Origin of the sequence: Microbacterium resistens, from assembly GCF_031456305.1 — a bacterium.
GTDB lineage: Bacteria > Actinomycetota > Actinomycetes > Actinomycetales > Microbacteriaceae > Microbacterium > Microbacterium resistens_A.
Genome location: NZ_JAVDUM010000014.1, coordinates 65,803 through 84,007 on the forward strand (window position 1 = coordinate 65,803; position 18,205 = coordinate 84,007).

At 71.7% G+C, this 18,205-nt stretch carries 15 protein-coding genes; 4 read left to right on the plus strand and 11 right to left on the minus strand.

The annotated features are described in order from the left end of the window. Positions 1-18: 18 nt before the first annotated feature. Genes J2Y69_RS14965 through ileS form a run of 3 tightly spaced genes read right to left on the minus strand, consistent with a single transcriptional unit; the run spans position 19 to position 5,221 of the window. Positions 19-426: a DUF4233 domain-containing protein gene (locus J2Y69_RS14965; protein ID WP_310022191.1), complete on the minus strand. Its 408-nt coding sequence runs from the start codon at positions 424-426 to the stop codon at positions 19-21. Further along, positions 423-1,778 (minus strand): bifunctional folylpolyglutamate synthase/dihydrofolate synthase, encoded by a 1,356-nt coding sequence (locus J2Y69_RS14970; RefSeq protein ID WP_310022194.1) that lies wholly within the window; start codon positions 1,776-1,778, stop codon positions 423-425. Before J2Y69_RS14970 ends, J2Y69_RS14965 begins: the two co-directional genes overlap by 4 nt. After that, positions 1,775-5,221 (minus strand): isoleucine--tRNA ligase, encoded by a 3,447-nt coding sequence (ileS, locus tag J2Y69_RS14975; RefSeq protein WP_310022196.1) that lies wholly within the window; start codon positions 5,219-5,221, stop codon positions 1,775-1,777. The genes J2Y69_RS14970 and ileS overlap by 4 nt, the downstream gene beginning before the upstream one ends. A gap of 276 nt (positions 5,222-5,497) precedes the next feature. Here ileS and J2Y69_RS14980 point away from each other — a divergent pair, with 276 nt between their 5' ends. Both J2Y69_RS14980 and J2Y69_RS14985 read left to right on the plus strand, forming a co-directional pair. Further along, a complete protein-coding gene (locus tag J2Y69_RS14980) occupies positions 5,498-6,340 on the plus strand; it encodes a hypothetical protein (RefSeq protein ID WP_310022199.1) in 843 nt (280 codons plus the stop codon). Between the two features lie 9 nt (positions 6,341-6,349). Next, the gene (locus J2Y69_RS14985) at positions 6,350-6,997 is read left to right on the plus strand and encodes a pentapeptide repeat-containing protein (RefSeq protein ID WP_310022202.1); all 648 of its coding nucleotides are present in this window, start codon (positions 6,350-6,352) and stop codon (positions 6,995-6,997) included. Here J2Y69_RS14985 and J2Y69_RS14990 read toward each other — a convergent pair. From J2Y69_RS14990 to J2Y69_RS15005, 4 genes are read right to left on the minus strand one after another with little or no spacing between them, the layout of a single operon-like run. Then, positions 6,932-8,575, minus strand: a complete 1,644-nt coding sequence (locus J2Y69_RS14990; protein ID WP_310022204.1) for an ABC transporter ATP-binding protein — start codon at positions 8,573-8,575, stop codon at positions 6,932-6,934. The two genes, J2Y69_RS14985 and J2Y69_RS14990, sit on opposite strands and share 66 nt — an antisense overlap. Further along, positions 8,572-9,396, minus strand: coding sequence for an ABC transporter permease (locus J2Y69_RS14995; RefSeq protein WP_310022207.1), 825 nt, complete (start codon positions 9,394-9,396; stop codon positions 8,572-8,574). Before J2Y69_RS14995 ends, J2Y69_RS14990 begins: the two co-directional genes overlap by 4 nt. Further along, on the minus strand, positions 9,393-10,358 hold the full coding sequence (locus J2Y69_RS15000) for an ABC transporter permease (protein ID WP_310022208.1): 966 nt from the start codon (positions 10,356-10,358) through the stop codon (positions 9,393-9,395). The genes J2Y69_RS14995 and J2Y69_RS15000 overlap by 4 nt, the downstream gene beginning before the upstream one ends. 47 nt (positions 10,359-10,405) lie before the next feature. Next, entirely contained in the window at positions 10,406-12,016 is a 1,611-nt protein-coding gene (locus J2Y69_RS15005; protein ID WP_310022211.1) for an ABC transporter substrate-binding protein, read from the minus strand. Positions 12,017-12,186: 170 nt separating this feature from the next. Here J2Y69_RS15005 and valS point away from each other — a divergent pair, with 170 nt between their 5' ends. After that, positions 12,187-14,778, plus strand: coding sequence for a valine--tRNA ligase (gene valS, locus J2Y69_RS15010; protein ID WP_310022213.1), 2,592 nt, complete (start codon positions 12,187-12,189; stop codon positions 14,776-14,778). Continuing rightward, complete coding sequence (locus tag J2Y69_RS15015; protein WP_310022339.1) at positions 14,778-14,993, plus strand: hypothetical protein; 216 nt, start codon at positions 14,778-14,780, stop codon at positions 14,991-14,993. Before valS ends, J2Y69_RS15015 begins: the two co-directional genes overlap by 1 nt. Positions 14,994-15,029: 36 nt before the next feature. Here the strand turns inward: J2Y69_RS15015 and J2Y69_RS15020 are convergent, their stop codons facing one another. The 4 genes from J2Y69_RS15020 to J2Y69_RS15035 form a co-directional block, all read right to left on the minus strand. Next, positions 15,030-15,248: a hypothetical protein gene (locus J2Y69_RS15020; protein ID WP_310022216.1), complete on the minus strand. Its 219-nt coding sequence runs from the start codon at positions 15,246-15,248 to the stop codon at positions 15,030-15,032. Further along, complete coding sequence (locus J2Y69_RS15025) at positions 15,245-15,883, minus strand: ArsR/SmtB family transcription factor (protein ID WP_310022219.1); 639 nt, start codon at positions 15,881-15,883, stop codon at positions 15,245-15,247. The genes J2Y69_RS15020 and J2Y69_RS15025 overlap by 4 nt, the downstream gene beginning before the upstream one ends. Positions 15,884-15,951: 68 nt before the next feature. After that, complete coding sequence (locus J2Y69_RS15030) at positions 15,952-16,932, minus strand: alpha/beta hydrolase family protein (RefSeq protein WP_310022221.1); 981 nt, start codon at positions 16,930-16,932, stop codon at positions 15,952-15,954. A gap of 58 nt (positions 16,933-16,990) precedes the next feature. Next, positions 16,991-18,169 (minus strand): glycine C-acetyltransferase, encoded by a 1,179-nt coding sequence (locus J2Y69_RS15035; protein ID WP_310022224.1) that lies wholly within the window; start codon positions 18,167-18,169, stop codon positions 16,991-16,993. Positions 18,170-18,205 lie beyond the last annotated feature (36 nt).

Here is an 18,205-nt window from a genome sequence, read left to right on the forward strand (position 1 = left end):
CTGGGGATCTGGGCGCTGTCAGGCCTGGGGGCGACGATCCTCCGGAGCGCTGTCGCGAGCACGGGACGCCCGGTCGACGCGCCCGCCCGCGATCATCGCGTAGGCCCACATGCCTCCGAAGATGAGCGCGATCACGAGCATCGCCGGAACCAGGAGCGCCGAGGCGAGGACCAGTGCCTGCAGGATCCATCCCAGCACGACACCGCCCCGCCTGGCCAGGAGGCCCGCCGTGACGATCATCGCGACGGCGACGACCGCGCCGCCGACGATCGCCCACCACGGCTCTATGCCCGCGGGCAGCGCGCGGAGGCCGAACACGGTAAGGCCCCCGAGCCCGACGACGATGGCCTCGAAGCCCAGCACGATCGCGCCCAGCTTCTGGGCGAGTCCCCGGGGCGGGCGCGCAGGGCGCGCGGCGGCGGTCATGCGCGCCACCCGGCCTTCCAGTCCTCTTCCTCCGCGAGGGCGATCGCCTCGCCAGCGAGCACGACGGATCCCGCGATCGCCACGGCGCGACGGTCGGCGCCGGCCGCCCACTCCCGCGCCGCGTCTGCGGCGTCCGCCAGCGACGGATGCACCGTCACCAGCACGCCCGCGCGCTCCACGAGGTCGGCCAGCCCCTCGGCGTCCGCCGCACGATCCGAACCAGGGACCGTGACGAACACCTGGGCCGCCGAGGGCGCCAGGGCGGCGATGATGCCGACGGCGTCCTTGTCCTTGAGCACGCCGAGCACGATGCCCCACTCGTCGAAGTCGAAGCTCTCCTTCAGCGCCTGCGCGAGGGCGCGCGCGCCGTGCGGGTTGTGCGCGGCGTCCACGACGACCGTCGGCGCGATGCCGAGGAGCTGCAGCCGCCCGGGCGACGTCGCGCCCTGGAGCCCTTCGGCGAGGATGTCGCCGGGGATCGCCCGTTCGGCGCCGCCGATGAGCGATTCCACGGCCGCCACGGCGAGCGCGGCGTTGAAGCCCTGATGCGCGCCGTAGAGCGGCAGGTACTCCTCCCGGTACTCCCCCGCGAGGCCACGGATCGTGATCTGCTGCCCGCCGACGGCCAGGCGCTGCTCGACGAGCGCGAAGTCCTGCCCCTCGAACGCGATCGAGGCCCCGTGCCGTGCGGCGGCGCGGCGGAGCACGGCATCGACCGCGGGAAGCTGCCGGGCGGACACCACGGCAGCGCCGTCCTTGATGATCCCGGCCTTGACGTCGGCGATCTTCTCCACGGTGTCGCCGAGCCTGTCGGCGTGGTCGAGGTCGATCGGGGCGAAGACGGCGACGTCGCCGTCGGCCGTGTTCGTGGAGTCCCAGGATCCGCCCATGCCCACCTCGAGCACGAGCACGTCCACCGGGGCGTCGGCCGCCGCGACGAATGCGAGCACCGTGAGCAGTTCGAAGAAGGTCAGCGCCGCCTCGCCCGCCGCCGCGAGCTCCGCGTCCACCATCCCCACGAACGGCTCGATCTCCTCCCACGCATCGGCGACCGCGGCGTCCGCGATCGGGGCGCCGTCGATCATGATGCGCTCGGTGAACCGCTCCAGATGCGGACTGGTGAACAGCCCCGTCCGCAGGCCGTGCGCCCGGACCAGGCTCTCGATCATCCGCGCGGTCGAGGTCTTGCCGTTCGTCCCGGTGAGGTGCACGACCCGGTAGGTCTTCTGCGGGTCGTCCAGCAGCTCCAGGAGGCGGGCCGTGCGCTCCTTGCGCGGCTGCACCCAGCTCTCCCCCGCGCGTGCGAGGAGGGCGGAGTAGACGGCGTCGGCGCGCTCGCGGTCGTCGGTCATTCGCCCTCTCCGATCCGTGTCACGGCGGCGTAGAAGCCCCCGGCGTTGGCGTAGGTCCCCGCCGGGACGAACTCGACGTGTCCGGGCTCCGCGCCGAAGGCCTCCCGACGCCACGCCGCGCCCTCGGTGTTCCCAGTGTTCCCGGTGTTCCCGGCGTCCGCGGGCACGGCGGCGTCACGGCCGTCCGCGAGCACCCGGTACCCGCTCGCCAGCGTCTCCTCGGCGACCCCGGATGCGGAGGAGGCGGACAGGACGGCGTCGGCGTCCGACGCGTCCAGGAAGAGGAGGTCGAGCCGGATCCGGTCGCTCACCTCGAAACCGGCCTTCTTCCGCGTGTCCTGCACCGCGCGGATCACGTCGCGCGCGAGGCCCTCGGCCTCCAGCTCCGGTGTCGTCGCGGTGTCGAGCAGGACGAAGCCCCCGGTCGGGACGACGGCGAGCGCCTCGCCGTCCGGCCGCCCGGTCGTCTCCAGCGCGAGCTCGTACTCGGCCGGCTCCAGCACCACTCCGCCCGCGGTGACCGCACCGCCCTCCGCGCTCCAGTCCCCGGCGCGCGCCGCCTGGATGACCTTCTGCACGTCCTTGCCGAGACGCGGACCCGCCGCGCGGGCGTTGACGCTCAGCCGATGGCTGATGCCGTACTCCGCGGCGGTCGCGTCGGTCTGGGCGACGAGCTCGACGGACTTGACGTTCAGCTCCTCCCGGAGGATGTCCTCGAAGGGCGCGAGGCTCGCCGCCGCCGGGGAGACCACGGTGAACCGGGCCAGCGGCAGACGCACCCGCAGACGCTCCTTCTTGCGCAGCGCGTTGCCGACGCTGGAGAGCTCGCGCACCGCGTCCATCGCGTCGCGCACCTCGTCGGCGCGCGGGAAGGCGTCCGCGTCCGGCCAGTCCGCGAGGTGCACGCTGCGACCGCCGGTGAGGCCCTGCCAGATCCGCTCGCCGACCAGCGGCACGAGCGGGGCGGCCACGCGGCAGAGCGTCTCCAGCACCGTGTACAGCGTGTCGAAGGCGTCGCGACTCGCCGGGTCCTCGGTCACGCCGGCCCAGAACCTGTCCCTGGAGCGCCGGATGTACCAGTTGGTCAGCACCTCGACGAAGTCGCGGAGGCGCGAGGCCGCGGTCGTGGAGTCCAGTCCTTCGAGATCCGCCCGCACGTCGCGGACCAGATCGCCGGTCCTGGCGAGGATGTCGCGGTCCAGGACGTCGGTCGAGTCCGTCCGCCAGGCCGCCTCGTACCCCTCTCCCCCGGATCCGCCCGCGGCGTTGGCGTAGGTCGCGAAGAAGTACCACGAGCTCCACAGCGGGAGCAGGAACTCCCTGACGCCCGCGCGGATGCCCTCCTCGGTGACCGAGAGGTTGCCGCCGCGCAGCACCGAGCTGGACATCAGGAACCAGCGCATGGCGTCCGAGCCGTCGCGGTCGAACACCTCCGACACGTCGGGATAGTTGCGCAGGGACTTCGACATCTTGTAGCCGTCGCTGCCGAGGACGATGCCGTGGCAGCTCACGCCGGTGAACGCGGGCCTGTCGAAGAGAGCGGTGGACAGCACGTGCATCACGTAGAACCAGCCGCGCGTCTGCCCGATGTACTCCACGATGAAGTCGGCCGGCGCGTGCGAGTCGAACCACTCCTGGTTCTCGAACGGGTAGTGCACCTGGGCATAGGGCATCGACCCGGAGTCGAACCACACGTCGAAGACGTCCTCGATCCGGCGCATCGTGCTCGCCCCGGTCGGGTCGTCCGGGTTCGGCCTGGTCAGCTCGTCGATGTACGGACGGTGCAGGTCGACCTCGCCCTGCGGGTTCCGCGGCAGCGCGCCGAAGTCCCGCTCCAGCTCCTCGAGGGAGCCGTAGGCGTCGATGCGGGGGTGCTCGGGGTCATCGCTCTTCCAGATCGGGATGGGCGAGCCCCAGTACCGGTTGCGGCTGATGGACCAGTCCCGCGCCCCTTCGAGCCATTTGCCGAACTGCCCGTGCTTGACGTTCTCCGGGACCCAGGTGATCCGCTCGTTGCCGGCGAGCATGCGGTCCTTGATGTCGGTGACGCGGATGAACCAGCTCGACACCGCCTTGTAGATGAGGGGGTTCCGGCAGCGCCAGCAGTGCGGGTAGGAGTGCTCGTAGCTCTGCAGGCGCAGGAGGCGCCCGGCGGAGCGCACGAGGCGGACGAGCGGCGTGTTCGCGTCCATCCAGAGCTCGCCGGCGACGTCGGAGACCTGGGGCAGGAAGCGCCCGCCGTCGTCGAGCGAGAGGATCGTGGGGATGCCCGCGGCGCCGGCGACGCGCTGGTCGTCCTCACCGAACGCCGGGGCCTGATGCACGATGCCGGTGCCGTCCCCCGTGGTCACGTAGTCGTCGACGAGGATGCGCCAGGCGTTCTGCATTCCCCAGGCCTCGACGTCGGCGTAGTAGTCGAAGAGGCGGTCGTAGCTGACGCCGTCGAGCTCGGCCCCGAGGACCGTCGCCTCGACCGCGGCCAGAGCGCCCTCCGCCGATTCGTAGCCGAGGTCCTTCGCGTAGCCGCCGATGAGGTCGCGCGCGAGGAGGTACCGGTGCGCGGCGGCCTCGGCGGCCGCGTCCTCGCCATCCGCCGCGTGGACGTCGGCGGCCCCGCCCGGCCCGGCGGGGAGCACGGCGTAGACGATCGCGGGCCCGACGGCGAGCGCGGCGTTCGTCGGCAGCGTCCATGGGGTCGTCGTCCAGGCGAGCGCGCGGACCCCGGTGAGTCCCAGAGCCTCGGCCTCGGCGCCCGTGAGGGGGAACGTGACGGTGACCGACGGGTCCTGACGCATCTGGTAGACGTCGTCGTCCATCCGCAGCTCGTGCGCCGAGAGCGGGGTCTCGTCGCGCCAGCAGTACGGGAGGACGCGGTAGCCCTCGTAGGCGAGGTCCTTGTCGTACAGGGTCTTGAAGGCCCACAGGACGCTCTCCATGTAGCCGAGGTCGAGCGTCTTGTATCCGCGCTCGAAGTCCACCCAGCGGGCCTGGCGGGTGACGTAGTCCTCCCACTCGTGCGTGTACGCGAGGACCGAGTCGCGCGCCTTCGCGTTGAAGACGTCGATCCCCATGTCCTCGATCTCGCTCTTCTCGGTGATCCCGAGCTGCTTCATCGCCTCGAGCTCCGCCGGAAGGCCGTGGGTGTCCCAGCCGAACACGCGGTCCACCCTCTTGCCGAGCATCGTCTGGAACCGCGGGAAGAGGTCCTTCGCATACCCGGTGAGGAGGTGTCCGTAGTGCGGCAGCCCGTTGGCGAACGGCGGCCCGTCGTAGAACACCCATTCGTCGGCCCCCTCGCGCTGCGCGATGGAGGCGCGGAAGGTGTCGTCCGTCTTCCAGAAGGCGAGCACGTCGCGCTCGATCTCGGGGAAGCGCGGGCTGGGCGTGACGGCGGCGGGCCCGAAGGAGGATCCGGGGTTCGTCGAAGGGCGAGGGTAGGTCATCGTGTCTCGCAGTGCTCTGGTGGCGGGCGGATGCTGCTGCGAGGACGACCCGGAGGCCGCGGTACCACCCCGCGTGCACGTCCCGCTCGCGGGCCGCGCCACTCTCACTGCGGCTGTGACGGGCCTGCCCCGTTCGGTTCTACTGGGCGGGGCCGGAGCACCGCCGTTCTTCCGAAGGCTTCCCGGTGATGACCGGATCGACGCCTGTCCCGCCATTCTACGCACGACGAGGGTGCGGCGCGACGTCGATGCCGTGTCACGCCTAGACTGCGTGCGATGCTCACCGTTTCCGCCCTCCGCCCGATCCTCGCCGCCGAACGCGATGAGCTGACGGGCGAGCGGAGGACCCGGGTCGAGCGGGCGTCCGCGGACGCGGCGACCCGGATGGCACGGGCCTGGATCGGGCGCTCCCGCGACGCGTCCACGGATCCGACGCTCGACGTGCGGCATGATCGGTGGGCCTTCCTCGGCTGGGTCCCCGTGCTGATCGCCGTGGTCGGGGTGAGCGTGCTCCCCGTCGCGAGCATGGACCTGAGCATGCGCCTCGTCGTCGCCACCGCCCTCGCTGCGGCGACCGCGGTGCTCCTGATCCCTGCGGGCATCGCCTCCCTCGCCTCGCGCCGGGTCGACGACACCGGGTCGGTGCAGCTCGCCGCGGCGGGGTGCCTCGTGATCATCGCCGCGGTCGCCGTCGTCCTCACAGCCCCCGAATGGACGGCCGGAATCGGCGGCACTGCCGACCCAGGACAGTCCACGGGGCTGCTCGCAGGGTTCGCGGTGCTCTCCGCCGTCGTCGCCCTCGCGGTCTCGATCCCGACGGCCGTGGTGCTCTCCGGACGACGACGGCGATTGGACGCCGAGGGCGCGCGGGAGGACGCGCGGGCCGACGCCGCGTCGGCGGCGCTGCACGCGCACGGGATCCGCCCGAGCACACCGGGTTCCGCGGCGTGGCAGGCCGCGGTGAGGCGGCTCCCGCGCCGTTCCCGCCTCAGCGCGCTCTGCGCCGCGCACGGGGTCGGTGCGGGCACCGTCTGGGCGGCGACCGGCGGCGACCGGTTCTTCGACGCGCTCGAGGCTCTCGACACCCGTCACGGCGAGGACGTCGGCGGCACCTCGTAGGGTCGGGGCATGGCCCGCCCGATCCAGAAGCCCCGCCCGCCGCACGTCTCCCCACCTGACCTCCCTCCCGCCCTCGAGGACGCCGAGGGGGCTCGGCGCGGAGATCACTTCGGTCAGCGCATCGCACTCCGAACGGGCGACCTCGCACATGCGCAGCTCGAGCAATGCGTCCTCTACGGCACGGCCGACGGCGCCGATCTCACCGGCGCCACCGTGATGGACGTCGAGATCCAGGACCCGCAGACCCCGACGCTCGTCCTGCGCAACGCCTCGCTCCGCCGGGTGCGGATCGTCGGCGGACGCATCGGCACGCTCGACCTCACCGACGCACGCGTCGCGGAGCTCGAGATCCGAGGTGTGCGCATCGACTACCTCACGTTCGGCGGCGCCCGCGTGGAGGACGTCGAGATCGCCGACTCCGCTCTCCGTGCGCTCGACCTCCCCCACGCGACGCTGTCCCGGGTGAGGTTCACAGGCTGCCGGGCGGACGAGGTCGATGCCCGCGGCCTCCGCGCCGAGGACGTCGACCTCCGCGGCCTCGACACTCTGTCCTACCTCGACGTGCTGAGCCTCAAGGGCGCGACGATGAGCTCACGGCAGATCGAGCTGCTCGCCGGCGTCCTCGCCGCCGCGGCCGGGATCGATGTCCGCGACTGAGGGCGCCGATCCGGCCCCGCCGCCCGTCGCGGCCGCGATCAGCTCCTGGGTGAAGGGGTGCCGGGGCGCGGAGAAGACCTCGCGGACCGTCCCCTGCTCCACCACCTCGCCGTCGCGGAGCACGAGCACCTCGTCGGCCACCGCGGCCACGACGCCGAGGTCGTGGGAGACGAGCACCATCGTGAGGCCGCGCTCCTGCTGGAGCCGGACGAGGAGCGTGAGGATCCGGCGGCGCACCGTCGCGTCCAGGGCGGAGACCGGCTCGTCGAGCACGAGGATCCGCGGGTCGGCGGCCAGCGCCCGGGCGATGGCCGCCCGCTGACGCTGTCCCCCCGAAAGCTGGATCGGACGTCGACGGGCAAGTTCCGGATCCAGACCCACCTCGGCCAGGAGGGCGAGCACCTGCTCGGCGCGATCACGGCGGGGCACTCCCCCGGCCGCGAGCGCCTCCCGGAGGGAGCGGCCGATCGTCCACCGCGGATCGAACGCCCCGAGCGGGTTCTGGTGCACCAGCTGCACACTCCGCTTCTCGGCTCCGCGCTCGACCCGCCCCTCATCCGGGGTCTCCACGCCGACGAGGATGCGGGCGAGGGTCGTCTTGCCGGATCCCGACTCCCCGACGACCCCGAGCGTCGCCCCGGCGCGCAGGACGAAGGACGCGTCCCGGAGGATGGGACGATCGAAGCTCTTGCCCACCCCGATCGCGCGGAGCACGACGTCGCCGGCACCATCGCCTGCACCGGCGCTCGCGTCGGCCCCCGCGTCGGCCTGCGGGACGATGCTCCCGGCCCGCACCAGCTCCGCGGTGTACGCATACGCGGGAGCCGTGAGGACCCGCTCCGTGGGCCCCTGCTCGACGACGGCTCCGTCCTTCATCACGACGACGCGGTCCGCGATGCGCCGGACGGCTCCGATGTCGTGACTCACGAGCACCAGCGCGGTGCCACGGTCCGCGATGCTCCTCAGCAGATCGAGCACGCGGAGCTGCACCGTCGCGTCGAGAGCAGTGGTGGGTTCGTCGGCGATGAGGACGGCGGGCGACGCCGCCAGCGCCGAGGCGATCAGGGCGCGCTGCCGCAGACCACCGGACAGCTCGTGAGGATACTGCCGTGCGCGGCGCGCGGGCTCGGAGACCGCCACGGCGGCGAGGAGCTCGCGCACCCGCTCGGATCGTGCGGCCCTCCCCTGCCGACGATGGATCTCCAGCGGCTCCGCCACCTCCGCGCCGACCCTTCGCAACGGATCCAGCGACACCAGCGCATCCTGCGACACGAGACCGATCCGCGCGCCGCGGAGCGCCCGCCAGCCGCGTTCCGGGAGGCCCCTGGCGTCGACGCCCGCGATGTCGAGCGTGTCGGCGTCGCTCTCCGCACCTTCCGGAAGCAGTCCGAGCAGGGCGCGCGCGGTCAGCGTCTTCCCCGCTCCCGACTCCCCGACGATCGCGACGCACTCGCCCGGCGCCGCATCGAAGGACACGCCGTCCACGACCGTCCGTCCCGCCACCCGCACCCGCAGCCCCTCGACCCGCAGCCCTTCAACCCGCTGTCCCTCGACCCAAAGTCCCTCGCTCTCGGTCATCGGACCCTCCCCTCGGCCCGCGCGCGCAGCGTCCGCCCGGCGTAGGTCGCGGCCAGCACCGTCGCGGTGATCGCGAGGCCGGGGAAGACGGATATCCACCACGCCTGTCCCAGCACGTTCCGTCCGCCGGCGAGCATCAGCCCCCATTCCGGCGCGGGCTCCGCGGGACCGAGGCCGAGAAACCCGAGGCCCGCGGCGGCGAGGATGCTCGACCCGAGACCGATCGTCGCCAGGACGCTGAGGGAGCCGAGCACCCCCGGTGCGATGTGACGCAGGAAGGCGCGGCCGGCGGGAACGCCGAGGATCCGCGCCGCCTCGACGTGCTCGGCTCGCCGCAGCGCCTGCGTCTGGGATCGCGCGAGGCGCACGTAGACGGGCGCGGCGGCCAGGGTGACCGCGACAGCGACGTTCACCGCGCCCGGACCCAGGAGCGCCACGACGATGAGGGCGAGGAGGAACTCCGGGAACGCCATGAGCACGTCGTTCGCCCGCATGAGGATCGCGTCGACCGGGCGGGCGGCGAGACCCGAGAGCGTCCCGATCAGCATGCCGCCGAGGAGCGCGAGACCCGTCGCGAGGACGCCGATCCCGAGCGACCTCCCCGCGCCGTGCACGACCCGGGAGTAGACGTCCCGGCCCGACTGGTCCGTGCCGAACCAGTGCGCAGGGCTCGGCGGCAGCAGCGCCTGACGGACATCGGTCTGCAGCGGATCCGCCGTCGCGAAGACCCCGGGCAGCACCGCCAGCGCAACGGCCGCGAGCAGCACGGCACCGGAGAGCAGCGTCAGGACGAGCCGGACCGTCGGCATGCGCGCGCTCATCGCCGAGCCTCCGCCCTGCCCGGCCTCATCCGCGCGCCCGGCGCACGGCGGAGCCGTGGGTCCACCACCGGAGCCATGAGCTCGACCACGGTGTTGACGACGACGAAGACGAGGGCGCTGAGCAGGATCACCCCGGTCACGACCGGGAGATCACGGTCGGTGATCGCGGCGAGGGTCACCCGCCCGAGGCCCGGCCGCGCGAAGACCGTCTCGACGAGCACGGCACCGCCGAGGAGGGAGCCGACGAGGTAGGCCGCGAGCGTCATCGCGCCCGTCGCCCCGTGGCGCAGCGTGTGGCGCAGCGTCAGCCGCCCGTGTCCGGCTCCGCGCGCCCGCACCGTCAGCGCGAACGGCTGCCGCTCGGCGGCCTCGATCCCGTCCCGCAGCACCTGGCCGAGCAGGGCCGCGACCGGGAGGGCGAGCGTGACGGCGGGGAGGATCACGGCGGACGGGCTCCTCGACCCGGAGACGGGGAACCAGCCGAGGCCGAAGGCGAAGACGCTCAGCAGGAGCAGCCCGATCCAGAACACCGGGGAGGAGAGCACGATCAGCTCGAGGCCAGCGACGATCCCCCGTGACGTCCGCCCGCGGGCCAGGAGCGCCGCCCCCGCGGCGAGCGCGACGGCGATGAGGAGCGCGAGCGCAGTCAGCTGGACGGTCGCTCCGAGCTGCCGGCCGATGACCTCGACCACCGGCATGCGCAGCTGGTAGGAGGTCCCGAGGTCGCCGTGCAGGAGGCCGCCGAGATACCCGAGGTACTGCTCGACCACCGGACGGTCCAGCCCGAGGTCCGCCCTGATCCGTTCCTTGACCGCCTCCCCCACCTGGGCCTGCGGGCCGAGCATCACGCTCACCGGATCGCCGGGGAGCACCCGGAAGGCGAGGAAGGCGAGCGTCGCCGCACCCCACAGCACGAGCACGATCGATGCGGCGAGGCTCCCGATCCGGCGCAGGATCGCCATGTCAGCGCCCGTTCATCGGAGCGGGGCCGCAGCCGACCGGGCGGCGATCACTTCACGGAGACGCCGAAGAACAGCGGGCGCCCGTAGAGGTCGAAGCCCAGTCCCGACACACGCTCGCCGACGGCGGTGATGCTCGCCGGCACGTAGAGCGGGACGATCGCGATGTGCTGGGCGTTCCACTGCTGCAGCTCGCCGTAGACCGCGGCGCGCGCCGCCGGATCGGTGCTCGCCACGCCCTTGGCGAGGAGCGCGTCGATCTGCGGATCGCTGACCTGGGAGGCGTTCTGGAACCCGTCGCTGGCGAGGTGGCTGCGCAGCAGGTCCGCGTCAACGCCGGAGAAGCTCCAGTCCGTCAGGTCGAAGGTCTTCGGGACGTACTGCTCGTTGTACGCGCCGGGTTCGAGCACCTCGCGGACGACCTCGAAGCCCACGGCCTTGAGATCGGACTGGATCGCGTTCGCCAGCGCCGCGCGGTCGTCGGGCACCGGGGTCCAGGCGATCCACCGGGCGGAGAGACGCTGGCCGTCCTTCATCCGGATCCCGTCGGCGTCGCGCTGGGTCCAGCCGGCCTGATCCAGCAGGGAGTTCGCGAGGTCGGGGTCGACGGGCCATGAGCCCTCCAGCGAGGAGTCGTAGCCCGGCGTGGTGGGCCCGAGGACGCTCCATGCCCGCGGGAACTCGCCGAAGAAGATCTTCTCCACCGCGGTGTCGATGTCGATCGCGCGGGAGAACGCCTGGCGGACCTTCTCGTCCGCGAACACGCCGTACTTCTCGTTGAGGTAGAGCGAGTAGGGCAGCCCCGGCTCCTCACGGGTCTCGACGGTCGCCGCGCCCTTCACCTCGGACACGAGGTTCGGCGGGAGCTGGCTGACCAGATCCGCCTCGCCGGAGGAGACGACGCCCGCGCGCACGGACGCCTCGGGCAGGATCTGGACGCGGAGCGTCTCCGTCTCCGGGGCCTTCTGTCCTTCCGGGGCCCAGGCGTAGTCGTGGTTGCGGGTGTAGACGATCTCCTGGTCCGGCGTGTAGCCGGTGAGCTCGTACGGCCCTGTGCCCACGGTGATCCCCGGTCCTCCGGCCTTCAGCTCGTCCGCATGGTCGGCGAGGACCTTCGGCGAGTAGAAGCCGAGCTGCGCGGTGCTCGCCGCCTGGAGGAACGGCGCGTAGGGCTGGGAGAACCGCACCGTCACGGTGTGCGGGTCGACGACCTCGGTGGCCTGGTAGAAGGGGCCGCCGAGCATGCTCGCCGCCTGTGTCGAGGCGGTGGCCGGGTCCATGATCCGATCGAAGTTCGTCTTCACGGCCGTGGCGTCGAAGGGCGTCCCGTCGTGGAAGGTCACGTCGTCGCGCAGCTCGAACGTGTAGGCCGTGCTGTTCTCGTTCACGGTCCAGGAGGTCGCGAGCCACGGGGCGAAGGAGCCGTCGGGCTTCTGGAACACCAGGGAGTCCAGCACCGAGCGCTGCACCATCGCCGAGATGTCGAGCTGGCTGACCTGCGGGTCCATGTGGCCGGACGAGAGCAGGCTCCCGTCCACGCCCCAGACGATCTCGCCCGCGCGGTCGTCGCCGGGGCCGGAGGCGCAGGAGCTGAGGGCGAGGGCGGCAGCGGCGGCGAGCGCCGCGATCGGCAGCAGCCGGCGCGCGAAGGGAACGGGCATGGATGACCTCGGGCCGTCGGGAAAAGTCGGGAAGGGGACCCTTCATCCTATCCGGACTTCTTGGACCCGGTCGATCTACGCCGGCCCCGATGGGCGTCGATAGACTGGCCGCACCACCCACACTCAGGCACGTACACACGGTGCCGCATACATCGCACAAGGAGACCTCCATGCCCGCGACGTCGCAGAACCCGATCCCCGACAAGCCAGCCCTCGAAGGTCTCGAGACCAAGTGGGGCGAGAAGTGGGCCGACCAGGGCACGTTCCTGTTCGATCGCGCGGGCGCGGCGGCCTCCGGTCGTGACGGGGTCTACTCCGTCGACACCCCGCCGCCGACCGCCTCTGGCAGCCTCCACATCGGGCACGTCTTCTCCTATACGCACACCGACGTCAAGGCCCGCTTCGAGCGGATGCGCGGCAAGAAGGTGTTCTACCCGATGGGCTGGGACGACAACGGCCTTCCCACCGAGCGCCGCGTGCAGAACTACTACGGCGTGCGCTGCGACCCCTCCCTCCCGTACGACCCCGACTTCGCGCCCCCCTTCGAAGGCGGCGACAACAAGTCCAGCAGGGCCGCGGACCAGATCCCGATCAGCCGCCGCAACTTCATCGAGCTCTGCGAGCGTCTCACCGTCGAGGACGAGAAGCAGTTCGAGGACCTCTTCCGCCAGCTCGGTCTGAGCGTCGACTGGTCGCAGACGTACCGGACGATCTCGTCCGACACGATCCGGCAGAGCCAGCTCGCCTTCCTCCGCAACCTGGAGCGCGGCGAGGCCTACCAGTCCCTTGCGCCCACGCTGTGGGACATCGACTTCCGCTCCGCCATCGCGCAGGCGGAGCTGGAGGACCGGGACCAGCCCGCGGCCTTCCACCGTCTCGCCTTCCACCGGTCCGACGGCTCCGGCGACATCCACATCGAGACCACCCGCCCGGAGCTGCTCGCGGCCTGCGTGGCCCTGGTCGCCCACCCCGATGACGAGCGCTACCGGGCGTCCTTCGGGACGACGGTGCGCACGCCGCTGTTCGACGTCGAGGTGCCGGTGCTCGCGCACCACCTCGCACAGCCGGACAAGGGCTCCGGCATCGCCATGATCTGCACCTTCGGCGACGTCACCGACATCGTGTGGTGGCGGGAGCTCGACCTCCCCAACCGCACGATCCTCGGCCACGACGGCCGGGTCCTCCCCGACGCCCCTGAGGCGCTCACGACGGACGCCGCGAAGGCCGCCTACGCGGAGCTCGCGGGGAAGACGGTGTTCAGCGCCCGGAAGCGGGTCGTGGAGCTCCTGGAGGAGTCCGGGGACCTGGTCTCGGTCTCGAAGCCCTTCACCCACGCAGTGAAGTTCTTCGAGAAGGGCGACCGTCCGCTGGAGATCGTCTCGACACGGCAGTGGTACATCCGCAACAGCGCTCGCGACGACGACCTCAGGGAGAAGCTCGTCGCACACGGCCGCGAGCTCGCCTGGCACCCCGATTTCATGCGCGTGCGCTACGAGAACTGGGTCGGCGGCCTCACCGGAGACTGGCTGGTGTCCCGGCAGCGGTTCTTCGGCGTGCCGATCCCGCTCTGGTACGGCCTGGACGAGAACGGCGAGCGCGACTACGACCGCGTGATCACCCCCGACCACGCCCTGCTCCCGATCGATCCGACCACGGACGTCCCGGCCGGCTACTCCGAGGAGCAGCGCGGCGCGCCGGGCGGCTTCGACGCCGAGAAAGACATCCTCGACACCTGGGCGACGTCCTCCCTCACCCCGCAGCTGGCCGGCGGCTGGGAGCGCGACGAGGAGCTGTGGAAGCTCGTCGCGCCGTTCGATCTGCGCCCGCAGGGGCAGGACATCATCCGGACCTGGCTGTTCTCGACGATGCTGCGCTCCACGCTGGAGGACGACCGCGCCCCCTGGCGGCACGCGGCCATCTCCGGCTTCATCGTCGATCCCGACCGGAAGAAGATGTCCAAGTCCAAGGGCAACGTGGTGACCCCGGCCGACGTGCTCGATAAGCACGGCTCGGACGCGGTCCGCTACTGGTCGGCATCGAGCCGTCTCGGCATGGACGCCGCCTTCGACCCGCAGAACCCGACGCAGGTGAAGATCGGCCGGCGCCTCGCGATCAAGATCCTCAACGCGGCGAAGTTCGTGCTCTCCTTCCCCGTGCCCGAGGGCGCCAGCGTCACCCGCGCCCTGGACGCGTCGATGCTCGCCGCCCTCGACGGCGTGGTGCGCGACGCGACCAAGGCCTTCGAGGCCTACGACCAGGCCCGCGCCCTGGAGATCACCGAGGCGTTCTTCTGGACGTTCTGCGACGACTACCTCGAGCTCGTGAAGGAGCGCGCCTACGACCGCACCGATGTCGGTCAGGCCTCCGCCGCGCTGGCGCTGCGCCTCGCCCTGTCGACGCTGCTCCGGCTGCTCGCACCGGTCGTCTCCTTCGCCACCGAGGAGGCGTGGTCCTGGTTCGAGGAGGGATCGGTGCACACGTCCGCGTGGCCCGAGCCGCTCGGCGGTGACGGAGACCCCGCGGTCCTCTCCGTGGCGAGCGAGGCGCTCATCGGCATCCGCCGGGCGAAGACCGAGGCCAAGGCGTCCCAGAAGACCCCCGTGTCCTCGGCGACGATCGCCGCCCCCGCCGCGAAGATCGAGGCGCTGCGCGCGGCCGCCGATGATCTGCGCGCGGTGGGACGCATCCAGGAGCTCCACTTCGTGGAGGCCGAGCAGCTGCTCGTGACCGCGATCGAGCTGGCACCGACCGAGGAGGCATGATGCAGCTGGGCACACGCTGGGCCGCAGGATCCGAGCCGCCGGCCTCGGTGCCCGCCGCCCTCCGGCCGGCGATCGCCGAGGTCGAGGCCAAGGGCCTCACCGGGCACTGGACGCTCACCTGGCTGGAGGGGCGACCGGTCGTCGAGCTCGACGCCGGCTGGGAGATCCTCCGGACCGCCACCGGCGAGATCGTCGTCCGACCCTTCCAGGACTGAGCACACGCCGCGCTGACGCCGTGAGGGATCGCGGCGTCAGCGCGGTCGTGAACCGATGAGCAGCAGCGCACGGTCGACGGCCGTCGGATCCGCACGCCGCGCCTGCTGCTCACGGAGCAGGTCCGCGGCGAGCGCCCGGCGCTCGGCACGACGTTCCATCCGGCCGCGCACCGCGGCCGCGAGCCGTTCTGCGAAACGGAGGAGGACGCCCTCGGCGCGGGTCGGTGCGGCGACGTGCAGCGTGGCGGCGGTCATGACTCCTCCTCCGTGGCGGCGCGGCGACCATCCGCGGCGATGGGCAGGTCGAACAGCTCCGCGCGCAGCGACACCCGGCGGACACCGGGCCCCTCCTGCCCGCGATATCTCTCGATGGCGGCGTCGATGACCGCAGTGAGCTCGTTCTTCAGCCCTTCGAGCTGATCGAGCGTGAGGTCGAGGTTCGAGGACATGATGAGGGCGGCGTCGCGCCACTCGTCGGTCTCGCCCGCCGAGGTGCGGTTCAGATACGCCATCAGCGTCTCGTAGCGCAGGCGGAAGAACTCCCCCGTCACGATCTGCGCGGCCGCCCGGTTCGACGGCGTCATCGTGTCGTCGGGCCCCGGCACGTTGATCCGCCCCTGCGGCCGTTCCCACCACCGCTCCCTCGCCGTCCCCCGCCCCGGGACCTCGCGGATCAGATCGTGCGCGGCGAGCGCCCGCAGATGGTAGCTCGTCGCTCCCGACGTCTCCCCCACCAGCGTCGCGAGGGAGCTGGCGGTCTGCGGACCGCGCTCGGCCAGCAGATCGAAGATTCGCACCCGTAGCGGATGGGCGAGCGCCTTCAGCGCTCGCGCGTCAAGGGTGCGCCCCTCCTCATTGCCCGCCGTCTCGTTGCCCGTCTCATCGTTCATAATGCAAAGATAACTTTGCAAGAGATTCTTTGCAAGGGTTTCTTTGGAAAGAAACTCTCAGTGATCGATCATGCTTGCCGGGCGAACACGCTCTCCAACCACGGGCCGACGACGTCGAGGAGCTCCGGATCGAGCCGCGTGCCCTCCTCGTTGTATCCCGTGCCGGGGACGATCTCCGTCAGCGGCCGACGGTCCTCCTTGAGCACGTGGTTGGCCTCGGGAAGGAGGACGATCCGGATGTTCTCCCGCCCCTCGGCCGCGTGCCGCAACGGCCCGCCATCCGCCTCCGGATCGACCTGCAGATCCTTGCCGCCCAGCAGGACGAGGGTGGGCACCCGAACCTCGGCGAGCGTCGTCGTCGCATCCTCCGCCCAGAGCTCGCGCGCCAGCGGAAGGTTCACCGGAGCCTCGAAGCTCGCCAGCACCGCCCGCACTCCCTCCGGCACCCGTGGATCCGGATCCATCGGCTCGCCCGCGTCGTACCGGTCCGCGGCCTCCCGGACGAGGGCGAGGAGCTCCTCTCCGTCCGGCGCCGCCCTCAGCTGGAGGCCGAGCTGCATCATCAGCACGTCGCGGACCGCGCGTCCGGGAGGGGCCGTCAGGACGATCCCGGCGAACGGGAACGGCTCGTCGGCAAGCGCGTAGTGCAGGACGTGCAGGCAGCCCTCGCTGTTCCCGAGCCCCACGATCCGCGTGCTGTCCACCTGGTCCTGCGCCGCCAGCGCGCGAACCGCGGCCTCCAGCTCCTCCCGATGCGCAGCCATGCTGAGCAGTCCGATGAGCCTCGGCACGTTCTCGCGGGCGTCCGGGCCGGATGCGCGCTTGTCATACCGCAGGGAGGCGATCCCGCGGGCGGCGAGCGCCTCGGCGATCAGGCGGGCCGAGCCGTTCGTCCCGGGAAGGAGCGGCGAGGTCCAGTCGCGATCGGTGGGTCCGCTCCCCGCCACCAGGACGACGGCGGGGAAGGGACCTGCGCCGTCGGGGCGGGTGAAGGTCCCGGCCATGCCGATGTCATCGAGTGTCCAGCGAAGCTCCGTGGAGAGGGTCATCGCCCCATCCTCCTCCGGGTTCCGATGATTCCGCTCCCCGTCGGAACCCGCCGTGTGCTCAGGCCGTCGTCTCGCGGGCAGCGACGAACGCCGCGACGCAGCGCTCGACCTGCTCCGGCGTGTGGGCCGCGGAGAGCTGGACGCGGATGCGTGCCAGCCCGCGCGGGACCACCGGGAAGCTGAAGGCCGTGACGTAGACGCCCAGCCGTTGCATCTCGGCGGCGATCCTGGCCGTCCTCGCCGCATCCCCGAACATGACCGGGACGATCGGATGCTCGCCGGGGAGCAGGTCGAAGCCCTCCTCGGCCATGCGCGCGCGGAAGAGCGCCGCGTTCTCCCGGAGACGTGCACGAAGCCCGCCTGATCCCTCCACGAGGTCGAGCGCGGTCAGGGTCCCCGCGACGATGGACGGCGCGAGCGTGTTCGAGAACAGGTAGGGACGCGAGCGCTGGCGCAGGAGCGCCACGATGTCGCGATGCGCGGCGACGTATCCGCCGGATGCGCCGCCGAGGGCCTTGCCGAAGGTCCCGGTGTAGATGTCAACCCTGCCCTCCACGCCGCAGAGCTCGGGAGTGCCCCGTCCGCGCTCCCCGATGAACCCGACCGCGTGCGAGTCGTCGACGAAGACGAGGGCGTCGTAGCGCTCGGCGAGCGCGCAGATCTCCTGGAGCGGCGCGATGTAGCCGTCCATGGAGAAGACGCCGTCCGTGACGATCACGCGGAACCGCGCATCGGCGGCGGCGCGCAGCTGCTCCTCGAGGTCCGCCATGTCCCGGTTGCGGTAGCGCAGGCGACGCGCCTTCGACAGGCGGATCCCGTCGATGATCGACGCGTGGTTGAGCTCATCCGAGATGATCGCGTCCTCGGCGGAGAAGAGGGTCTCGAAGACGCCGCCGTTCGCGTCGAAGCAGGAGGAGTAGAGGATGGCGTCCTCCGTGCCGAGGAAGGCGGCCAGACGCCGCTCCAGCTCCAGGTGCTGCTCCTGCGTCCCGCAGATGAAGCGGACGCTCGCGAGCCCGTATCCCCAGTCGTCCAGTGCCCCCTTGGCCGCATCGACGATCCGCGGGTCATCGGCGAGACCGAGGTAGTTGTTGGCGCAGAAGTTCAGCACCTCCGCGCCGTCCGCGACGATCTCGGCGCTCTGCGGGCCCCGGATGCCGCGTTCGCGCTTGGTCAGCCCGGCCTCCTCGATCCCCGCGAGCTCCGCGACCAGGTGCTCCTGGAATGCTCCGTACATCTGCGCTCTCTCTTCCGCTCGTTCCTACAGCTCGTC